The following is a 17,697-nucleotide window of genomic DNA, read 5'->3' as shown; positions in this document are numbered from 1 at the left end:
CCTGACCTCAGCGCAAGCTGATGGTGGTATTGACCTTGCCACCGGTGGAAGCCGGATCATCAAACCAGCGTGCGGTAACGGTCTTGGTCTGGGTGTAGAACAGCACCACCTGCTTGCCATACGGACCCAGGTCCCCCAGCTTGCTGGCACGTGAACCGGTAAAGCTGAACAGCGGCACCGGTACCGGGATCGGGACATTGATCCCCACCTGCCCGACGTCAATCTCCTCCTGGAATTTGCGCGCGGCAGCCCCGCTCTGGGTAAAGATGGCGGTGCCGTTACCGTTCGGGTTGGCGTTGATAAAGTCGATGGCTTCATCCAGAGAGTCGGCAGCCACCAGACACAGTACCGGTCCGAAAATTTCCTGGTCATAAATGGCCATGCCGGGTTTGACACCACTGAAGATGGTTGGGCCGACAAAGTTGCCCTGATCAAAGCCCGCCACCTGCACCTGACGGCCATCAAGCTCCAGCGTGGCGCCATCGGCCACCCCGCGCTCGATCAAGCCCTGCACCCGTTCCTTGGCGGCGCAGGAAATCAGCGGGCCGACATCGGTACCGGGTTCCGTCCCGGCACTGACCTTGAGCGTGCGGGCTTTGGCCACCAGCTCCGGAATCCACTGCTGCGCCTCACCCACCAGCACCGCAACCGTCAGCGCCATGCAACGCTGACCTGCCGCGCCAAATGCCGCCCCGGTCAGCTGGTTCAGTGCCTGCTCCTTGTTGGCATCCGGCAGCACAATGGCGTGATTCTTGGCCCCCATCATGCACTGCACCCGCTTGCCTGCCAGTGATGCACGCTGGTAAACGTGAGTGCCTACCTTGCTGGAGCCTACAAAGGAAATGGCCTTGATGTCCGGGTGGTCACACAGACGGTTCACCACCTCTGGCCCCCCATGTACCACGTTCAGCACCCCGGCCGGAATACCCGCTTCCAGCGCCAGCTCAACCAGTTTTGTGGTGACCATCGGGTCTTGCTCGGAAGGCTTCAGCACAAAGGTATTGCCACAGGCAATCGCCATCGGGAACATCCACAGCGGAATCATGGCCGGGAAATTGAACGGGGTAATCCCGGCGCAGACGCCCAGCGGCTGCATCAGGGTATAGGTATCCACCCCACCGGCCACATTCTCGGCAAACTCACCCATTTGCAGCGTACCGATATTGGCGGCATGCTCCACCACCTCCAGCCCGCGGAAAATGTCGCCCTCTGCATCTGCCAGCGTCTTGCCCTGCTCGGCCGTCAGCACGGCCGCCAGCGTTTTCATGTGCTCGCGTATCAACTGCTGCAAACGCAGGAAGATGCGGGCACGGGTACCAATCGGCGTACGTTTCCAGCTGGCAAATGCTTGCCGTGCCGCCGCGATAGCGGCATCCACCTCCTCCACTGTTGCCATGGGCACCTGGGCCAACACTTGCTGGGTGGCTGGGTTGACGACGTCGCGCCATTGTGTGGTCTGGCTCTGGACCCATTCGCCATTGATCAACAGGGGGATGCGTTGCATGGTGGACTCCTCTACCCTTCTTGGGGGTGTGTTCATGGTTTGACTGGTCAGGCCAGCCCCAAAGTCTCGCGCTGCCTTTTGGGCAGGCGCGATGCAATCAAATGCCAGGACCGGCTGATCAGTGCTTCCACCTCTTCATCCGGCAGCACGCAATCTGCCTCCAGCAATAGCCAGTGGTTACGCGCCAGATAGGGCGCAGGCTGGATACCCGGCAGATCGGAAAGTTCGAGAAAACGATGGCTGTCGACCTTGATCGACATCGCTGCCTGGGGCTGCCCCCGTTCATCCAGCCGGATGATGGCGAACAGTTTCTCCGCCACCATGCAGCAGAGGGCATTGCCCCACTTCACATCTTCCTGCACCCCCGGCAAGGTGCGGCAATGGGCCAGCAAGCGGTGAATATTCATCAGGCGCCCTCATGGCAGCTTGTTGATTCAGCGGCGGGTGAGGGGGCGAGCCCCGCCTTCTCGGGCAGCGGTTGCCAACGGCGGCCATCCCAGCGCTGCAAGAATAGTTGGGTACTGCCTCGACGATCCTGACACCGAGTCTGCAGCGGCAGCATGATGCCCTCCGCGCCCAGCGCCTGCAGTCGGGCAGGACTCAGGTTCAGGTGGGACAGACTCCATGCCCACTGTCGACCATCCAGGCTGCGTACGCCAAAGCGGCTCTGTCCGCCGCGCAACGCTTCCGCCAGAATGATGCCTTGCATCACACCCCGGTTGTACGCCACCGAACCAAGGTCTTGCCGCTGCAGCATACGTCCCTGCCCTTGGCCATACACCACCCGCTTGATGTCCTCGATGACTGGAAAGCGCTGCCCCTCAGCGACCAGACTCACGCTGGTATAGCCTTTGGCCTGTGGCGCCACCGGCTGGACTGCCTCTTCCAGGCCAGACCAGCTGCTGCCGATGATGCGTGACATGGGCAGGCCACTCTCCACGGCTTTGCCTAGCGCAACCGGGGTCATCCTGTCCCAGCCTCGCAGCAGCATCCCGGCCGGTTTCAAGCGCCCGATCTGTCCCCATGCATCCTGCTGCTCCTCCCCCGGCGGGCTGACGGGCAGGTGAATCAGGCGTGCCTCGGCCTGGCGTGCCAAGCCATCCAGCACCGGCAGCGCAGCGCGGGCATAGTCCGAGTCCAGGTACAGGTCAACGACCGTCTTGCCGCGCAAGACCTGCGCCTGTGCAAGGGTTCGCCACATGGCCTCGGCTTCGGCCGCCGCATCCGGGCCCAAAGCAAACTGATACGACGTAGTGGCCAGCTTGCCGGGTTCCGGCGTGAAGCCTCCCGTCATCAGCAGTGGCATGCGCTGCTGCTCTGACCACGCATCCAGCATCAGCATGGCCCCACTGGAGGGCACATTGAGCACCGTCGCCCCGCGCGCCTGCAGCTGGCGGGCGCAGACGTCCACCCGGTCCATCCGGTAGCCGGTTTCGCAGGACAGCAGCTTGACGGGCTGACCGTTGACCCCGCCATCACGCAGATTCAGCAGGGTCAGATAGTCTTCCAGCCCGCCCGCCACTTTAGTCCCCAGCGCAGCGTACGGACCCGTCCGGTATTGCAGGACACCAATGGCCTGCTCTGCGAATGCCATCAGCGGCAGCACGCCCAGCATCAGCGCCCCCCACCTTGCCCACTGTCCCGGATTCCCTCGTTTCACCTGCACCCTCCTGTTGATTGTTGGCGAGTGGTAAGCATAACCAGAATCCGGGTCAGTCGGGGGAATCAGGCAGCCTGCTGAATCGTGATGACGCCATGCCGGTACTGATGCAGTTTTTCAGCCTGCATGCCGCGCACCTTCTCCACATTGGCTTCCTTGACATGACCGTAACCACGAATCAGCTCCGGCAACGCCGCAATGTCCGCTGCCTGCGCCAGCTTGTCAGCCTTGAGACCGGACAGCAGCGTGTCCACCAGCGCTTCGTAGTCCTTGATCAGCTGCCGTTCCATCTTGCGCTCTGCCTGATAGCCAAACGGGTCGAGCGCCGTGCCACGCAAACCTTTGAATTTGGCCAGCAAGCCAAAGGCCTTCATCATCCACGGGCCAAAGCGGCGCTTTTTCGGCTCGGAGCCATCCTTCTGCAGCCAGGTAGGCCCCAGATGGAAGCTCAGCTTGTAGTTACCGCCAAAGGTGGCTGCCAAGTCTTTCAGGAACTGACCATCGCTGTACAGACGCGCGACTTCATACTCGTCCTTATACGCCAGCAGCTTGAAGTAGTTACGTGCCACCGCCCAGCTGAGTCGGGTGGAGCCCGCCTGCGCCGCCTGCTCCGCTTGCTGTACGCGCTCGATCAGCGCACGATAGCGCGCGGACAGTGCTTCTCCCTGGTAATCCACCAGGAATGCAGCACGGTGCGCGATCAGTTGCTCCAGTGTCTGCGGCATGGCTACGGTCTTGGCCTGCTGCTCAGGGAACGCTACCTTTTCCACGGCAGTGCTATCTACCGCGGCATGGCGCCCCCACAGGAATGCGGTCTGGTTGAACGACACGGCAGCGCCATTGAGCTCAATTGCTTTCATGATGGCGTCTTCCGTGACCGGCACCAAGCCGCGTTGCCAGGCAAAACCCAACATGAACATGTTGGCCGCAATGGAATCACCCAGCAGCGCAGTGGCCAGACGGGTGGCATTCACGGCAGCAAAGCGGTCCTCGCCTACCGTTTCCAGCAGGGTCTGGGTCATGGCGGCTGCCGGGAAGCGGGCATCCGGGTTACGGGTAAACTCGCTGGTCGGCGATTCGTAACTGTTTACCACCGCGTGGCTGAAGCCCAGCCGCATCTTGGCCAGCGCCTCAGCACTGACCGTCACCACCAGGTCGCAACCCAGTACCAGATTGGCATCGCCTGCGGCGATACGCACCGCATGCAGTTGCGCCTGGTCTGCCGCGATCCGGATGTGGGACCAGACGGCCCCGCCCTTTTGCGCCAGGCCCGCCATGTCCAGCACGGTGATGCCCTTGCCATCCAGATGCGCAGCCACGCCGAGGATCTGGCCAATGGTGACCACCCCGGTGCCACCGACGCCGGTCACCATGATGCCGTACGGATGATCCAGCGACGGCAAAACCGGCGCTGCCAGCACGGGTAGCTGTTGCAATTCACCCTTGCCTGCCTTGCTCTTGCGCACTTCACCGCCTTCTACCGTGACAAAGCTGGGGCAGAAACCGTTGATGCAGGAGAAATCCTTGTTGCAGGAAGATTGATCAATCTTGCGCTTGCGGCCCAATTCGGTTTCCGACGGCAACACCGACAAACATTGCGATTTGGCGCTACAGTCACCGCAGCCCTCACAGACGCGCTCATTGATGAATACGCGCTGGTTCGGGTCCGGATAGGTGCCACGCTTGCGCCGACGGCGTTTTTCCGCCGCACAGGTCTGGTCGTGAATCAGGATGGTGGTCCCCGCAATCTCACGCAGCTCTCGCTGCAAGCGATCCAGCTCAGAGCGATGGAAGACTTCCACGCCAGGGGCCAGATTGCTGACACCCTCATACTTCTCTGGCTCGTCGCTGGTGATGACGATGCGCTTGACGCCCTCTGCCGCCAGCTGGCGGGTAATCATCGGCACGTCCAGCGGGCCATCCACCTGTTGGCCGCCAGTCATCGCTACGGCATCGTTATAGAGGATTTTGTAGGTAATGTTGACCTTGGAAGCAATCGCAGCCCGAATTGCCAGCAAGCCCGAGTGGAAATAGGTACCGTCCCCCAGATTGGTGAAGATGTGCTGTGTCTCGGTAAACGGAGATTGGCCAATCCAGGTGACACCTTCGCCACCCATCTGGGTGAAGGTTTTGGTGTTCGGGTCGATCCAGGTCGCCATGTAGTGGCAACCAATCCCGCCATGAGCCCGGCTACCAGCCGGCACCTTGGTCGAAGTGTTGTGCGGGCAGCCCGAGCAGTAATGCGGCATGCGGGCAATGCTCTCGCGCGGCTGAATCAGCTGCGCTTCCTTGGCTTCATAGAAAGCCAGGCGCTCACGGATGATGTCGCTGTCAAAGAAGCGGGCAATACGGCTGGCAATGGCCCGTGCAATCATGGCCGGGGTCAGCTCACCGGCTGCAGGCAGCAGCCAGGATCCGTGCGGCAAGGCCCATTCGCCCTTCTCGTCAAACTTGCCGACCACGCGCGGGCGCACATCCTCACGCCAGTTATACAGCTGCTCTTTGAGCTGATATTCAATGATCTGGCGTTTTTCTTCGATGACCAGAATCTCTTCCAGCCCCTCGGCAAACTGGTGTACGCCTTCGGCCTCCAGCGGCCAGGGCATGCCAACCTTGAAAATGCGCAGGCCAATGTCCTGTGCCAGCTTCTCGTCAATGCCCAGATCGTCCAGCGCCTGCATCACATCCAGGTAGGATTTGCCACTGGTGATAATGCCCAGTTTGGGTTGCGGGCTGTCGATCACCACCCGGTTCAGCTTGTTGACCCGGGCATAGGCTAGCGCAGCATACAGACGGTGATGCAGCACGCGCTCTTCCTGTGCCAGCGGGGTGTCCGGCCAGCGAATGGAGAGGCCATCCTTGGGCAGCACCACGTCCTCAGGCAGTACCACCTGCACCCGCTCCGGGCTGACGTCCACAATGGCGGAACTCTCCACGGTGTCGGTAATGGCTTTCATTGCCACCCAGCAACCGGAGTAGCGGCTCATCGCCCAGCCATGCAGGCCAAAGTCGAGGAATTCCTGCACCCCGGCCGGGCTGAGCACTGGAATCATCGAGGCGGACAGGATATGGTCTGACTGGTGAGGAAAGGTGGAAGACTTGGCAGCATGATCGTCACCCGCGATCACCAGCACCCCGCCGTGCTGGCTGGTACCCGCAGCATTGCCATGCTTGAGCACATCCCCGCTGCGGTCTACACCCGGCCCCTTGCCGTACCACATGGCAAACACGCCATCGTACTTGGCCCCCGGAAACAGGTTGACCTGCTGGCTACCCCACACGGCTGTTGCGGCCAGATCCTCATTGATGCCGTGTTCAAAGTGAACATGGTGGGCCTTGAGGTACTTGCCTGCCTTTTCCATCGCCTGGTCTACCCCGCCCAGTGGGGAGCCCCGGTAGCCGGAGATAAAGCCAGCGGTATTTAAGCCAGCCAGCTGATCTCGCTGGCGCTGCATCATGGGTAGCCGGACCAGCGCCTGGATCCCGGTCATGAATACCGGGCCGCGCTCGGCCGTGTACTTGTCGTCCAGCGACAGTTCACGTGTGGTCATGGTGTCTTCCTCAAAAATTGTGTTCTCAAGGTGTCGCCCTGCCGGGTAGGCAGGCTATGGGTGTGACCGTGGCGCGCCGTCATTCAGGCGCGCCGATGCTCGTCCAGACTGGTGATGGTACGCCAAAGGCTGGGTAAACCGGCAGCGCATGATCCATCCCGCCCAGTGGACAGTACAACGACCCTTGTTTCCTGTTATAGACTTCTGACGCCAACTGGTTTCACGATACGTTACGTTTACGTAAACGTCAATAAGTATCACCCCGCAAGAATACACCGCTATGGCCGGGGGTTTCTGCCAACTGACCCGGAAATTCACCTTGCACCCCTGATGAGGCCTACCTAAGATGAACTGAGCCCCCGCTCACAACATGGAGACGGATCACAATGAACATCGACGCGGTATTCGAAAAAACCCACCTGCTGCCGACCATCCCGCGCGTGGTGCAGGAACTGATCGACAGCTTCAATCAGGAAGACATCGAAATTGGCAGTATCGCCAAGCGGGTGGCGGTGGATCAGGTACTGACCGCCAAGGTATTACGGCTGGCCAATTCGGCACACTATGGCTCCACCCGACAGATCGGCTCTGTGGATGATGCCGTTGTCGTACTGGGCTTCAACAGCTTGCGAACATTGGTGATTGCCTCCGGCATTACCGGTGCTTTTTCCCAGATGCCCGGGTTTGACCGCGATCGTTTCTGGCAACATTCACTGCATGTTGCCAGCATCGCCAAGTGGCTGGCCCGGCATGGCACCATGAAACTCAATGGCGAGATTGCCTTTACTGCAGGCCTGATGCATGGCATTGGTCAGCTGCTGCTGCACATCGTGCTGCCCAAGGAGTCCGCCACGCTGCAAAAGACCTCGAACATCGGCACCCCGGCCGCCCGTGTCGACCTTGAGCAAGCCACCATGGGCATTGACCACTGTGAGGTGGGTACCGAGCTGGCCCGACGCTGGAACTTCCCGGACGATATCCAGCGTGCCATCGCGCACTATGCTCAACCGGAACAGCTGAAGCCCATGCACCCGTATGCGGCCTTGATTCATCTGGCCGTATTTCTGGCGACGCTGCTGGAAAATGATGGCGGTGAGGAAGAGGTCGAAGAGGGCTTTCCGGCAGAAGCTGCTTCCCCCTTCAGTTTCACACCGGAGATGCTGTGTGCCGCCCTGCCCGAGCTCAAAGAGCTCAGTACGGCGATGGACTCACTGATCTGACCGCTGCCCTGCCCTCCACTCAAGGCCACAGAAACGGTGGCCTTTTTCATTGCTGCGACACTGCGTCACATGGTCAAGCGGCTCACGGCATCTGACAATACGCGCCTGCCAATCCTTCAACCCAGATGCCAGGTGCAACTCATCATGATTTTTTCCCGCATTGCATTGTCCCTGACCGGCGCGGTCTTGTTCCCGCTGGCTGCACACGCCCATGTCACCCTGGAGCAAGGCAGCACCGAAGCTGGTAAAAGCTACAAGGCGGTACTGCGCATTCCCCATGGCTGCGATGGCAGTGCCACGACGGGTATCCAGGTTACCTTGCCCGACGGTGTACGGCAGGCCAAGCCGATGCCACACGCGGGCTGGAGTGTGCAGGTCGTAAAGGAAAAGCTGGCGCAGCCTTACGACTGGCATGGTGACACCATCACCGAGGACGTTCGCCGCATCCGCTGGCAAGGCGGCAACCTGCCGGATGCGTATTATGACGAATTTGTGTTCCGCATCCAGCTTCCGCCGGATGCCGGGAAAACGCTGTACTTCAAGGTCAAGCAACAGTGTGAGAAAGGTGAAATCGACTGGGCAGCAGTGCCGGGCGACAGCAGCGGCAATGATTATCCGGCAGCGAGCCTGAAGCTGCTCCCCCCCGCCAGCAGCGCCCACTAAGCACCCTCGTTTCGCGTCGGGCCGCCACTCAGGTGGCCCACGCCCCTACCCGCCCGACCGCTTTCAGCCAGCCGTCCAGTCGATGCTGCGCCTCATCGCGGCTCATGCATGGTTCAAACCGGTGGTCCAGCTGCCATTGTGACAGCAATTCATCCAGCCCCTGCCATACACCGGCCTGCAGACCTGCCAGATAAGCCGCACCCAATGCCGTGGTTTCCAGCACCTTGGGACGCAAAACGGGTATCCCCAGCAGATCTGCCTGGAACTGCAGCAGGGTCGCGTTGGCGGCGGCACCTCCATCGACACGCAATTCCGTCACGGGGTGAGACGCATCGGCCTGCATGGCCAGCAGTAGCTCAGCAGACTGAAATGCGATCGCTTCCAGCGCCGCGCGGGCAATGTGCGCACGGTTCGTGCCACGGGAGAGACCCAGCAAACCTCCACGTGCATGCGGGTCCCAGTGTGGCGCCCCCAGTCCGGTAAAAGCAGGAACCAGATAGACACCACCACTGTCCGGCACCGAGTTGGCCAGGCTCTCGATCTCTGCAGCATGCTCAATGATGCCGAGGCCATCACGCAGCCATTGCACCACGGCGCCCCCCATGAACACGCTCCCCTCCAGGGCGTAATGCGGTTGATCGCCGAACTGCGCCGCCGCCGTGGTCAGCAAGCCATGGGTCGATGCGCGTGCTTCAGTACCCGTTTGCAGCAGCATGAAGCAGCCGGTACCGTATGTATTCTTGGCCATGCCCGGCTGGTGGCAACCTTGCCCGAACAAAGCCGCCTGCTGGTCACCAGCCATACCACCTATCGGGACGGAAGTCCCCAGTAATGCGGCATCCAGTACCCCCATTGGTGCACAGGAAGGCCTTACTTCGGGCAGCATGCCGCGCGGGATGTTGAGGAGGGCCAGCAGGTCGTCGTCCCAACACCCTCTATGAATATCGAACATCAGGGTACGTGATGCATTGCTCACGTCCGTGACATGACTGCGCCCTCCGCTCAGCCGCCACGCCAGCCAGCTATCAATGGTGCCGAAAGCCAGCTTACCGGCTTGGGCCTGAGCGCGTGCGCCAGGCACGTGGTCCAGCAGCCAGGCCAGTTTGGTACCGGAGAAGTAAGGGTCCAGCACCAGACCGGTACGCTCACGAAACAGCGCTTCATGGCCTGCTTGACGTAGTTGCTCACAATGATCTGCGGTGCGCCGGTCCTGCCAGACAATGGCATTGTAGATGGGATAGCCGGTTTGCCGATCCCAGACTACCGTGGTTTCACGCTGGTTGGTGATGCCGATGGAGGCCACTTGTGCTGCACTGACTCCTGCCTTGTGCAGCACGCTACGCAGGGTGTGCAGTTGGCTCTGCCAGATGGCTTCGGGATCATGCTCCACCCAGCCGGAATGTGGAAATATCTGTGGGAACTCCTGCTGCGCTGTAGCGACAATGTTCGCCTGCTCGTCAAACAGGATACTGCGTGAACTGGTGGTTCCCTGATCCAGTGCAAGCACATAACGCATACACCACTCCTTGAGTGCAACCCCGCGTACATGCACGGGGCATGAAAGGCAAACTGTAGTTCACAGTGTACCGACCTTTGCGATGCCCACCAAAAAAAGAGGGGTGTTGCCACCCCTGTCAAGCTCACACGAGGAAACGGTTTACTTGCTCAGCAAGCCATCACGATGCTGGTGCAGCCATGCATCCAGACGTGTTGCGGCATCCGCAGGCAAATGCAATCCCAGCTTGCTGCGACGCCACAGGATGTCTTCCGCTGTACAGGCCCATTCCTGCCGCACCAGATAGCGCAGCTCTGCTGCATGAATTCCGGGTAACACTTCCTCCACCATGGCCCCACCCTGCTGGAGGTCAGCCAGGATGGCCATGCTGCAGCTGCCATAGGTATGGGCATAACGGGTGAGCATCGTGGCAGGCAAGGACGGGTAAGCCTCTTGCAGCTGTCGGGCGTATGCGGCGATCCCTCCTGCAGGCAGGTCGCCGCCTGGCAGTACCGCATTCGCAGTCCAGGAGCGGGCAGTGCTGTTCAGCAGCGGCTGCAGGCGCTCCACCGCCTCTTCCGCCAACTTGCGAAAGGTGGTGATCTTGCCGCCAAACACGGACAGCAACGGCGGCTCGCCATGGTCGGCATCCAGCTCCAGCGAGTAGTCACGCGTGACACTGGCCGCGCTGGCGGATTCGTCGTCCAGCAAAGGCCGCACGCCGGAGTAGTGCCACACCACATCGCCCGGGGTAATCTGTTGCTTGAAATAACGCCCGGCCATGTCGCACAGATAGGACACTTCGTCCTGATCAATCGCCACCTTGGCGGCATCCCCCTTGTACTCCACATCGGTGGTGCCAATCAGGGTGAAATCCGTCTCATACGGAATGGCGAAAATGATGCGCTTGTCCGGGTTCTGGAAAATGTAAGCATGATCATGCTGAAACAGCTTGGGCACCACAATGTGGCTCCCTTTGACCAGACGCACCGAACGCTCAGCCTGCACGCCGATGGCGCTTTTCAGCACCTGCCCGACCCACGGCCCCGCTGCATTGATCAGTGCACGCGCCTTGACCATCCGCGTGTGGCTATCCGGCAATTGCAGTTCCACCTCCCATACACCATTGACCCGTGCAGCCGCTACGCAGCGGGTGCGGGTAAGGATTTCCGCGCCACGACGCGCCGCATCCATGGCATTGAGCACCACCAACCGGGCATCCTGCACCCAGCCATCCGAGTAGATGAAGCCTTTCTGGAAGCGATCATGCAAGGGCTTGCCCGCCGGATGCCGGGCCAGCTTGACCGAGGTGGAGCCAGGCAGCAATTCACGCCGCGCCAGATGATCGTAAAGAAACAAACCGGCCCGGATCAGCCACGCCGGGCGCAGGTGCTGATCATGCGGCATGACAAAGCGCAGCGGCCAGATGATGTGTGGTGCGGCACGCAGCAATACTTCACGCTCCTGCAAGGCCTTGCGCACCAGTGAAAATTCGTAGTACTCCAGATAGCGCAGGCCACCATGGATCAACTTGGTGCTGGCGGACGAAGTATGTTGTGCCAGATCATCCTGCTCGCAAAGCAACACGGAGAGGCCGCGTCCTGCAGCATCCCGCGCGATGCCGACACCATTGATGCCGCCACCGATGATGACCAAGTCCAACACATCCTGCATAACATCCTCTACCTGTATGTGAGCCAGCCCACTGGCCGGTGTTGTTATCTGGTGATGTTATAGCGTCACATAGATCGTTTTGCAACATTTATTTTCGTTTATGTTCTTTTTGGATAAATTGTGCGGAAAATATCAGGTAAGCCTATTCAACGTGCAGGTAGTCCTGCACGGCAAACACAATCGGTGTAACATTCTGCCGCCGGTGATTCGTTTTCGCACATTTGCAGGAGACCACTCGAACCATGCTGCTCAACCCCAGACAGCAACAGCTGCTAGAACAGATTCGTCAGCACGGTTTTGTATCGGTCGAAGCGCTGGCCCAGCATTTCAGTGTCACCATGCAGACCATCCGCCGCGACATCAACCAGCTGGCAGAACAAAACCTGCTGCGTCGCTATCATGGGGGTGCCGGCCTGCCCTCCAGCGTAGAGAACATTGCCTACAACCGGCGACAGGTGTTGAACAGCGATGAGAAGCGCAGCATTGCCACCGCCGTTGCCGCTCAAGTGCAGGATGGCCAGTCACTGATCCTCAATATCGGCACCACCACCGAAGAAGTTGCCCGTGCACTGGTACAGCACCGCAACCTGTCGGTCATCACCAACAACCTCAATGTGGCGGCGACCCTGGCGGATAATCCCGAGCATGAAGTCATCGTGACCGGCGGGGTGGTCCGCGCTCGAGACCGTGGCATCACCGGCGAGGCGACCATCGACTTCCTGCGGCAATTCAAGGTGGATATCGGCATCATCGGCGTATCCAGCATTGAGAACGATGGTACTTTGCGGGATTTTGATTACCGTGAGGTGAAGGTCGCGCAGACCATCATCGAGCAGTCACGTCAGGTGTGGCTGGTGGCCGACAACAGCAAATTCAGCCGCGAGGCGCTGGTGCGCCTCGGGCATATCAGTCAGGTGGATGCCCTGTTTACCGATGCGCCGATTCCGGAAGCCCTGCAAGCGGTGATCCGCGAGGCCGGTACCCAGGTCTTCATTACCGCGCAGGCGGGCGCAGCAACCGCGCCGTGATGGCGTCCGGGTCCAGCAGGGTACGCAATTCGCCGTACAACGACTCCGCCTCCGGGTAACTGCGGCGCAGGTAACCCAGCCATTGTTTGAGACGTCCAGGCGCATGCTTGGGCTCGACCTTGCGGCGCACCTCGGCGAAAAAGTCCGCCAGAATGGGCAGCATGTCTGCCCAGTGCCATAGTGCTACTTCGCCTGCTGCCGCCCGAATCTGCAAGGCCAGATCAGGCCGTGCCACCAGACCACGCCCGATCATCACATCCTGCAGGCCGCTGACCTGCCGACAGCGCAGATAATCCGCCACACTCCAGATCTCGCCATTGGCAATCACCGGAACCGTGACCTGCTCCGCAATACGGGCGATCCACTCCCAATGTGCAGGCGGGCGGTAGCCTTGCTGTTTGGTGCGCGCATGCACCACCAGCTCCGCCGCCCCACCACTGCTCAGCGCCTGTGCCGCTGCAATCGCCGGGGTAGTGTCGTTGACCCCCAGCCGCATCTTGGCCGTGACTGGCACCTGGGCTGGTACTGTCTTGCGCACTTCACTCATGATCTGAAACAGCAGCTCCGGCTCTTCCAGCAGGACGGCACCACCACGGTGACGGTTAACGGTTTTGGCCGGGCAGCCAAAGTTGAGGTCTACCACCGGCGCGCCCAGTTCGGCTGCGCGCGCCGCATTATCCGCCAGACAGACCGGATCACTCCCCAGCAACTGCACCCGTACCGGCACCCCACTACGGGTGCGGGCCGCGTTACGCAGCTCTGGCACGACACGGGTAAAGGTACGCCTTGGCAGCAGGCTACCCGTCACCCGGATGAACTCGCTGACGCACCAGTCCACACCGGGTACCCGGGTGAGCGCATCCCGCATGACATTGTCTGCCAGCCCTTCCATCGGGGCCAATACCAGCCGCATTACCCTGCCCTCACTCAGCCGCGTTGCAACCAGGGTGCGGGCACCCCGAGGGTCTGCCAATGCTGCTCCAGACGTTGCCACACCTGCTCACGGGCCGTTGCATCCATAGCCACCCATTGCGCCACCTCTTGAAAGGTGCGCCCGCATCCCACGCATACTTCATCGCCCAGTGCGGTTGAGCACAGGGCCACACAGGGAGAATCCGGACGTTCAGCGGGCATAGCAGAGGGTCATCGACAAGATCAATCGTCTATTGTACTGCGACAGGTCACAACACCAAAATGTCAGGACCGGCGGAAGGTAACCACGTGGTCTGCCGCCAGCACGATACCAATGGCTTCGCCAGGCTGATGGTCATGGTGGCTGGGCACCAGCGCCAGCAGCAACTGGCCGCTGGGCAACTGCAGCTGATAGAGGAACTCAGCGCCCCGGAACTGCTTGTTGACTACCACGGCACGCAAGGGTGCATCATCCTGATGCACTACATCATCGGGACGAATCAGCACATCTACCAGCTCACCGGCGCTACCTGCCGCAGCGGTCACGCAGGCAGACTGGGTACACAGCCGCCCCAGCTCGGTCAGCACGCAGCCATCAGGCTGGACCTCCCCCTGAAGCCAGACTTGCTCACCGATGAAGTCCGCAACCTGCGGGGTGGCGGGTTGATGGTAAAGCTGGTACGGCGGTGCCCACTGCAACAGGCGGCCACGCATCATGACGCCCACCTCATCCGCCAGGATAAAGGCCTCCTGTTGGTCGTGGGTCACCAACAGCGCGGTGGTGGCACTGGCCTTGAGAATGCGGCGCACCTCCTGCCCCAGCTGCTGCCGCAGGCTCACATCCAGACTGGAGAAGGGCTCATCCAGCAGCAGCAAGCGGGGCCGGGGCGCAAGCGCCCTCGCCAGGGCGACCCGCTGCTGCTGCCCCCCGGAGAGCTGGTGCGGCATGGCCTGTGCGTAGCCTTCCAGCCCAACCAGCGTCAGCATGTCCGCAACACGCTGTCGCTGCTGGGTTTTTGCTTGATTGAACAAGCCAAACGCAATATTGTCCGCCACACTCAGATGCGGGAACAGCGCAAAATCCTGAAACACCAGACCGATGCCGCGTTGCTGCGCCGCCAGTTGATAATCGGGAGCGGACAGCCGTTGTCCCCCCAGGCGGATTTCCCCATGGCGAACCGGCTCCAGCCCTGCAATGGCCCGCAGCAAGGTGGTCTTGCCGCAACCCGATGGCCCAAGCAAGCACCCCACCTGACCGGCTGCCAGGGTGAAGCTGATCTGTTCCAGTACCGTGGTTGCGGCATAGCCACAGCTGACACGGTCAATATGCAAGGTTGTACTCATGGGCCAGGAGGGGGTGAGGATGAACTCATCCGGTTCAGGGTGCGGAACAACAGGCCAACCGGCAGCAAGCCAGCCAGCACCAGGGTCAAGGAAGGCAAGGCCGCCAGGGTCCACTGCCCTTCCGAGGTATATTCAAAAATCTTGGTAGCCAGTGTATCCCAGCCAAACGGACGCATCAGCAAAGTGATGGGTATTTCCTTCATCACATCAATGAACACCAGCATCATGGCTGTACCCATGCCGCCCGCCAGCAGGGGGGCGTACAGTCGGTAGAGCAAGCGCCATCCGCGCATGCCCAACAGGCGCGCAGCTTCCTCCACACTACGTGTCAGCCGCTGGCTGGCTCCCTCCACCGGCTTGTAGGCAACCGCCATAAAGCGTGCTGCATACGCCAGCAGCAATGCGAGCAAGGTTCCGCGCAATACCGCATCGGTGTGCAGGCCCAGCGCTCTAGCGCTGGTCAGCAGCCACTGGTCCAGCATTGTAAACGGCCAGTAGAAACCGACCGCCAGCACGGCGCCCGGCAAGGCGTAGCCCAAGGTCGCCATACGTGACCAGAGCTTGAAGTCCACCGAGGCATAGCGTCGCCCCGCCAGCACCAGTGCCGCCGCCATCAGCGTGACCAGCGCGGCTGCCATCAGGCTCAGACGCACCGCATTCCAGGTGAGCGCCCAATATGCTTCGTCCCACTCCGCGCGCACCTGGTCCCAGCTCCAGCCGATCAACTGCGCCAGGGGCAGAATGAACACCGGCAGTAACACCAGCCCCAACAGGCACGGCATCAGATAGCGCATTGCCCCACGCAAGGCTCGGGGCTGGAAGTGCTGGCTGCTGCGCCCGCCGAGATCAAAGCGCAACCGCCGTAACAGCAGATACTCCGTGAGCAACAACAGCGCCACCAGCAGCAATAACACGGTGGCCAATTGCATGGCGCCCGCCTTGGAGAATAGCCCAAACCAGGTTTTGTAGATTGCGGTGGTCAGTGTGTCGTAATTGAAAATGGCGACCGTACCATAGTCTGCCAGCGTTTCCATCGACACCAGCATGCTGCCACCCAGCAGCCAGGGCAAAGCCAGCGGCAAAGACACCCGCCACCAGACTCGCCAGCGACCGGCCCCCAGCGACCGGGCAACTTCTTGCAAGCGCTGGCCTTGCGTCAGGAAAGCCTGCCGCGCAATCAGATAGACATAGGGGTAATAGCCCATCACCATGCACAGGATGGTGAGCATTCTTCCACGGCTCAAGGGGAAAGCCCCCCAGCCGGCCTCACGCCACAGTGTCGGTAGCCAGGCACCGTATTCGGTCCAGCCCAGATAGACAAAGGCCAGAATGTAGGTGGGCATGGCCAGCGGCAACATCAAGGCAAAGCTCAGCCAGCGCCGCCCCGGATAATCCCAGGCTACCGTGGCCCACGCCAGCGAGGCGCCCAGCAGCAAGCTGCCCAACACCACCCCCAGCCATAGCCAGAGGGTATTGGGCAGCACATAGGGCAGCACATACTCACGCAAGTGCTGCCAAACCGCCGGTTCTGCTACCAGGAAGCCACTGAGCACCGCCAGCACGGGCAGCAGTACCAGGGTACCCGCCAGTGTGGCCAGCAGTGTCAGCAACCGCCCTGACACGGACCGTGATTGCTGAGAATCAGCGATAGCCTGCACGATCCATCAGCTTGACCGCTTCCGCCTGCAATTCACCTGCCTTGGACATATTGATCAGATTGGCCTTGAAGCTGCCCCAGGCGGCCACTTTAGGATCCGGCTTCACCGCCGGGTTGGCCGGGAACTCCATATTGTTGTCGGCAAACAGGTTCTGCGCCTTGGGCGAGGCCAGCCACTCCAGCAGTTTCTGCGCGCCTGCCGGGTTCTTGGCATGACGGGTAATGCCGGCGCCAGACACGTTGACGTGAACCCCGCTGGTTTTCTGGTTAGCCCAGAAGATCCCGACCGGGAACGCCGGGTTGCTGTCGATCAGTCGGCCATAGTAATAGGTGTTTGCCAGACCAACCTCGCATTGCCCCGCCGCGATGGCTTCCAGCATCTTGGTATCATCCGCGAAGGGGTCCGTTGCCAGGTTGTTGACCCAGCCTTTCACAATCTGCTCGGTCTTGGCTTCGCCGTGCTCCGCAATCAAGGTGGCCACCAAAGACTGGTTATAGACCTTCTTGGAGGTGCGCAGGCACAGCTTGCCTTTCCACTTCGGGCTTGCCAGATCTTCATAACTGCTGAGGCTGGCCGGATTGACCTTGGCTTTGTTGAAGAAAATGGTCCGGGCACGGACAGACAGGCCAAACCATTGATTGCCCGGGTCACGCAAATGCGCCGGAATGGCGGCATTCAGTGTATCCGACTTCACCGGGCGCAACACGCCCTCTTTGGCCGCCAGCCAGAGATTACCAGCATCCACCGTGATCAGCAGGTCGGCGGGTGTGTTCTCTTTTTCGGCCTTCAGGCGCTCCAGCAGCACCCCTTCCTTGTCGTTAAACACCTTGATCTCAACACCGGTTTCCTTTTTGTACGCCTCAAGGATCGGCTTGAGCAAGGTTTCGGTGCGTGCAGAGTAGATGGTTAGAGACTCGGCCTGACTCGCCAAAGGCACAATCAGCGCAGCCGCCAGCAAGGTACGGGTAAACAGCATGGTAAAACACAC

At 60.7% G+C, this 17,697-nt stretch carries 14 protein-coding genes; 3 read left to right on the top strand and 11 right to left on the bottom strand.

Annotation, left to right across the window (positions count from 1 at the left end):
* Positions 1-7: 7 nt before the first annotated feature.
* The 4 genes from ACE3O2_RS08115 to ACE3O2_RS08100 all read right to left on the bottom strand — a co-directional run bounded on the left by ACE3O2_RS08115 (position 8) and on the right by ACE3O2_RS08100 (position 6,715).
* Positions 8-1,504 carry a CoA-acylating methylmalonate-semialdehyde dehydrogenase gene (locus tag ACE3O2_RS08115; protein ID WP_374336413.1) on the bottom strand — a complete coding sequence of 499 codons (1,497 nt, stop codon included), beginning with the start codon at positions 1,502-1,504 and terminating at the stop codon, positions 8-10.
* A gap of 47 nt (positions 1,505-1,551) precedes the next feature.
* Positions 1,552-1,911: an MmcQ/YjbR family DNA-binding protein gene (locus ACE3O2_RS08110; RefSeq protein WP_374336411.1), complete on the bottom strand. Its 360-nt coding sequence runs from the start codon at positions 1,909-1,911 to the stop codon at positions 1,552-1,554.
* On the bottom strand, positions 1,911-3,164 hold the full coding sequence (locus ACE3O2_RS08105; RefSeq protein ID WP_374336409.1) for an ABC transporter substrate-binding protein: 1,254 nt from the start codon (positions 3,162-3,164) through the stop codon (positions 1,911-1,913). Before ACE3O2_RS08105 ends, ACE3O2_RS08110 begins: the two co-directional genes overlap by 1 nt.
* 65 nt (positions 3,165-3,229) lie before the next feature.
* The gene (locus tag ACE3O2_RS08100) at positions 3,230-6,715 is read right to left on the bottom strand and encodes an indolepyruvate ferredoxin oxidoreductase family protein (RefSeq protein ID WP_374336407.1); all 3,486 of its coding nucleotides are present in this window, start codon (positions 6,713-6,715) and stop codon (positions 3,230-3,232) included.
* Between the two features lie 386 nt (positions 6,716-7,101).
* Here ACE3O2_RS08100 and ACE3O2_RS08095 point away from each other — a divergent pair, with 386 nt between their 5' ends.
* Together ACE3O2_RS08095 and ACE3O2_RS08090 are read left to right on the top strand one after the other, a co-directional pair.
* Positions 7,102-7,935, top strand: a complete 834-nt coding sequence (locus ACE3O2_RS08095) for an HDOD domain-containing protein (RefSeq protein WP_168875412.1) — start codon at positions 7,102-7,104, stop codon at positions 7,933-7,935.
* Positions 7,936-8,079: 144 nt separating this feature from the next.
* Positions 8,080-8,598 (top strand): YcnI family protein, encoded by a 519-nt coding sequence (locus ACE3O2_RS08090; protein WP_374336405.1) that lies wholly within the window; start codon positions 8,080-8,082, stop codon positions 8,596-8,598.
* A 28-nt stretch (positions 8,599-8,626) separates the two neighbouring features.
* On the opposite strand, the gene glpK is transcribed toward ACE3O2_RS08090, so the two are convergent.
* Positions 8,627-10,114, bottom strand: a complete 1,488-nt coding sequence (gene glpK, locus ACE3O2_RS08085) for a glycerol kinase GlpK (RefSeq protein WP_374336403.1) — start codon at positions 10,112-10,114, stop codon at positions 8,627-8,629.
* Between the two features lie 141 nt (positions 10,115-10,255).
* Positions 10,256-11,767, bottom strand: coding sequence for a glycerol-3-phosphate dehydrogenase (glpD, locus tag ACE3O2_RS08080; RefSeq protein WP_374336401.1), 1,512 nt, complete (start codon positions 11,765-11,767; stop codon positions 10,256-10,258).
* A 242-nt stretch (positions 11,768-12,009) separates the two neighbouring features.
* Here glpD and ACE3O2_RS08075 point away from each other — a divergent pair, with 242 nt between their 5' ends.
* Positions 12,010-12,795 carry a DeoR/GlpR family DNA-binding transcription regulator gene (locus ACE3O2_RS08075; RefSeq protein ID WP_374336398.1) on the top strand — a complete coding sequence of 262 codons (786 nt, stop codon included), beginning with the start codon at positions 12,010-12,012 and terminating at the stop codon, positions 12,793-12,795.
* Here the strand turns inward: ACE3O2_RS08075 and ACE3O2_RS08070 are convergent.
* The 5 genes from ACE3O2_RS08070 to ACE3O2_RS08050 all read right to left on the bottom strand — a co-directional run bounded on the left by ACE3O2_RS08070 (position 12,761) and on the right by ACE3O2_RS08050 (position 17,685).
* The gene (locus ACE3O2_RS08070; RefSeq protein WP_374336396.1) at positions 12,761-13,708 is read right to left on the bottom strand and encodes a tRNA dihydrouridine synthase; all 948 of its coding nucleotides are present in this window, start codon (positions 13,706-13,708) and stop codon (positions 12,761-12,763) included. The two genes, ACE3O2_RS08075 and ACE3O2_RS08070, sit on opposite strands and share 35 nt — an antisense overlap.
* Before the next feature lie 14 nt (positions 13,709-13,722).
* The gene (locus ACE3O2_RS08065; protein WP_374336394.1) at positions 13,723-13,929 is read right to left on the bottom strand and encodes a DUF1289 domain-containing protein; all 207 of its coding nucleotides are present in this window, start codon (positions 13,927-13,929) and stop codon (positions 13,723-13,725) included.
* A 63-nt stretch (positions 13,930-13,992) separates the two neighbouring features.
* Positions 13,993-15,039, bottom strand: a complete 1,047-nt coding sequence (locus ACE3O2_RS08060; RefSeq protein WP_374336392.1) for an ABC transporter ATP-binding protein — start codon at positions 15,037-15,039, stop codon at positions 13,993-13,995.
* An 8-nt stretch (positions 15,040-15,047) separates the two neighbouring features.
* Complete coding sequence (locus tag ACE3O2_RS08055; protein ID WP_374336390.1) at positions 15,048-16,673, bottom strand: ABC transporter permease; 1,626 nt, start codon at positions 16,671-16,673, stop codon at positions 15,048-15,050.
* Positions 16,674-16,692: 19 nt separating this feature from the next.
* Positions 16,693-17,685, bottom strand: coding sequence for an extracellular solute-binding protein (locus ACE3O2_RS08050; RefSeq protein WP_168875420.1), 993 nt, complete (start codon positions 17,683-17,685; stop codon positions 16,693-16,695).
* Between the last annotated feature and the right edge of the window lie 12 nt (positions 17,686-17,697).

Origin of the sequence: Leeia sp., assembly GCF_041909055.1 — a bacterium.
GTDB lineage: Bacteria > Pseudomonadota > Gammaproteobacteria > Burkholderiales > Leeiaceae > Leeia > Leeia aquatica.
Note: the sequence above shows the minus strand (reverse complement) of the source record. Positions and strands in the feature narration are given on the sequence as shown.

Excerpts from the sequence above, each read along its gene's own strand:
- ACE3O2_RS08115 (WP_374336413.1), bottom strand. The coding sequence starts at position 1,504 with ATGCAACGCATCCCCCTGTTGATCAATGGCGAATGGGTCCAGAGCCAG.
- ACE3O2_RS08110 (WP_374336411.1), bottom strand. The coding sequence starts at position 1,911 with ATGAATATTCACCGCTTGCTGGCCCATTGCCGCACCTTGCCGGGGGTG.
- ACE3O2_RS08100 (WP_374336407.1), bottom strand. The coding sequence starts at position 6,715 with ATGACCACACGTGAACTGTCGCTGGACGACAAGTACACGGCCGAGCGC.
- ACE3O2_RS08095 (WP_168875412.1), top strand. The coding sequence starts at position 7,102 with ATGAACATCGACGCGGTATTCGAAAAAACCCACCTGCTGCCGACCATC.
- ACE3O2_RS08090 (WP_374336405.1), top strand. The coding sequence starts at position 8,080 with ATGATTTTTTCCCGCATTGCATTGTCCCTGACCGGCGCGGTCTTGTTC.
- glpK (WP_374336403.1), bottom strand. The coding sequence starts at position 10,114 with ATGCGTTATGTGCTTGCACTGGATCAGGGAACCACCAGTTCACGCAGT.
- glpD (WP_374336401.1), bottom strand. The coding sequence starts at position 11,767 with ATGCAGGATGTGTTGGACTTGGTCATCATCGGTGGCGGCATCAATGGT.
- ACE3O2_RS08075 (WP_374336398.1), top strand. The coding sequence starts at position 12,010 with ATGCTGCTCAACCCCAGACAGCAACAGCTGCTAGAACAGATTCGTCAG.
- ACE3O2_RS08070 (WP_374336396.1), bottom strand. The coding sequence starts at position 13,708 with ATGCGGCTGGTATTGGCCCCGATGGAAGGGCTGGCAGACAATGTCATG.
- ACE3O2_RS08065 (WP_374336394.1), bottom strand. The coding sequence starts at position 13,929 with ATGCCCGCTGAACGTCCGGATTCTCCCTGTGTGGCCCTGTGCTCAACC.
- ACE3O2_RS08050 (WP_168875420.1), bottom strand. The coding sequence starts at position 17,685 with ATGCTGTTTACCCGTACCTTGCTGGCGGCTGCGCTGATTGTGCCTTTG.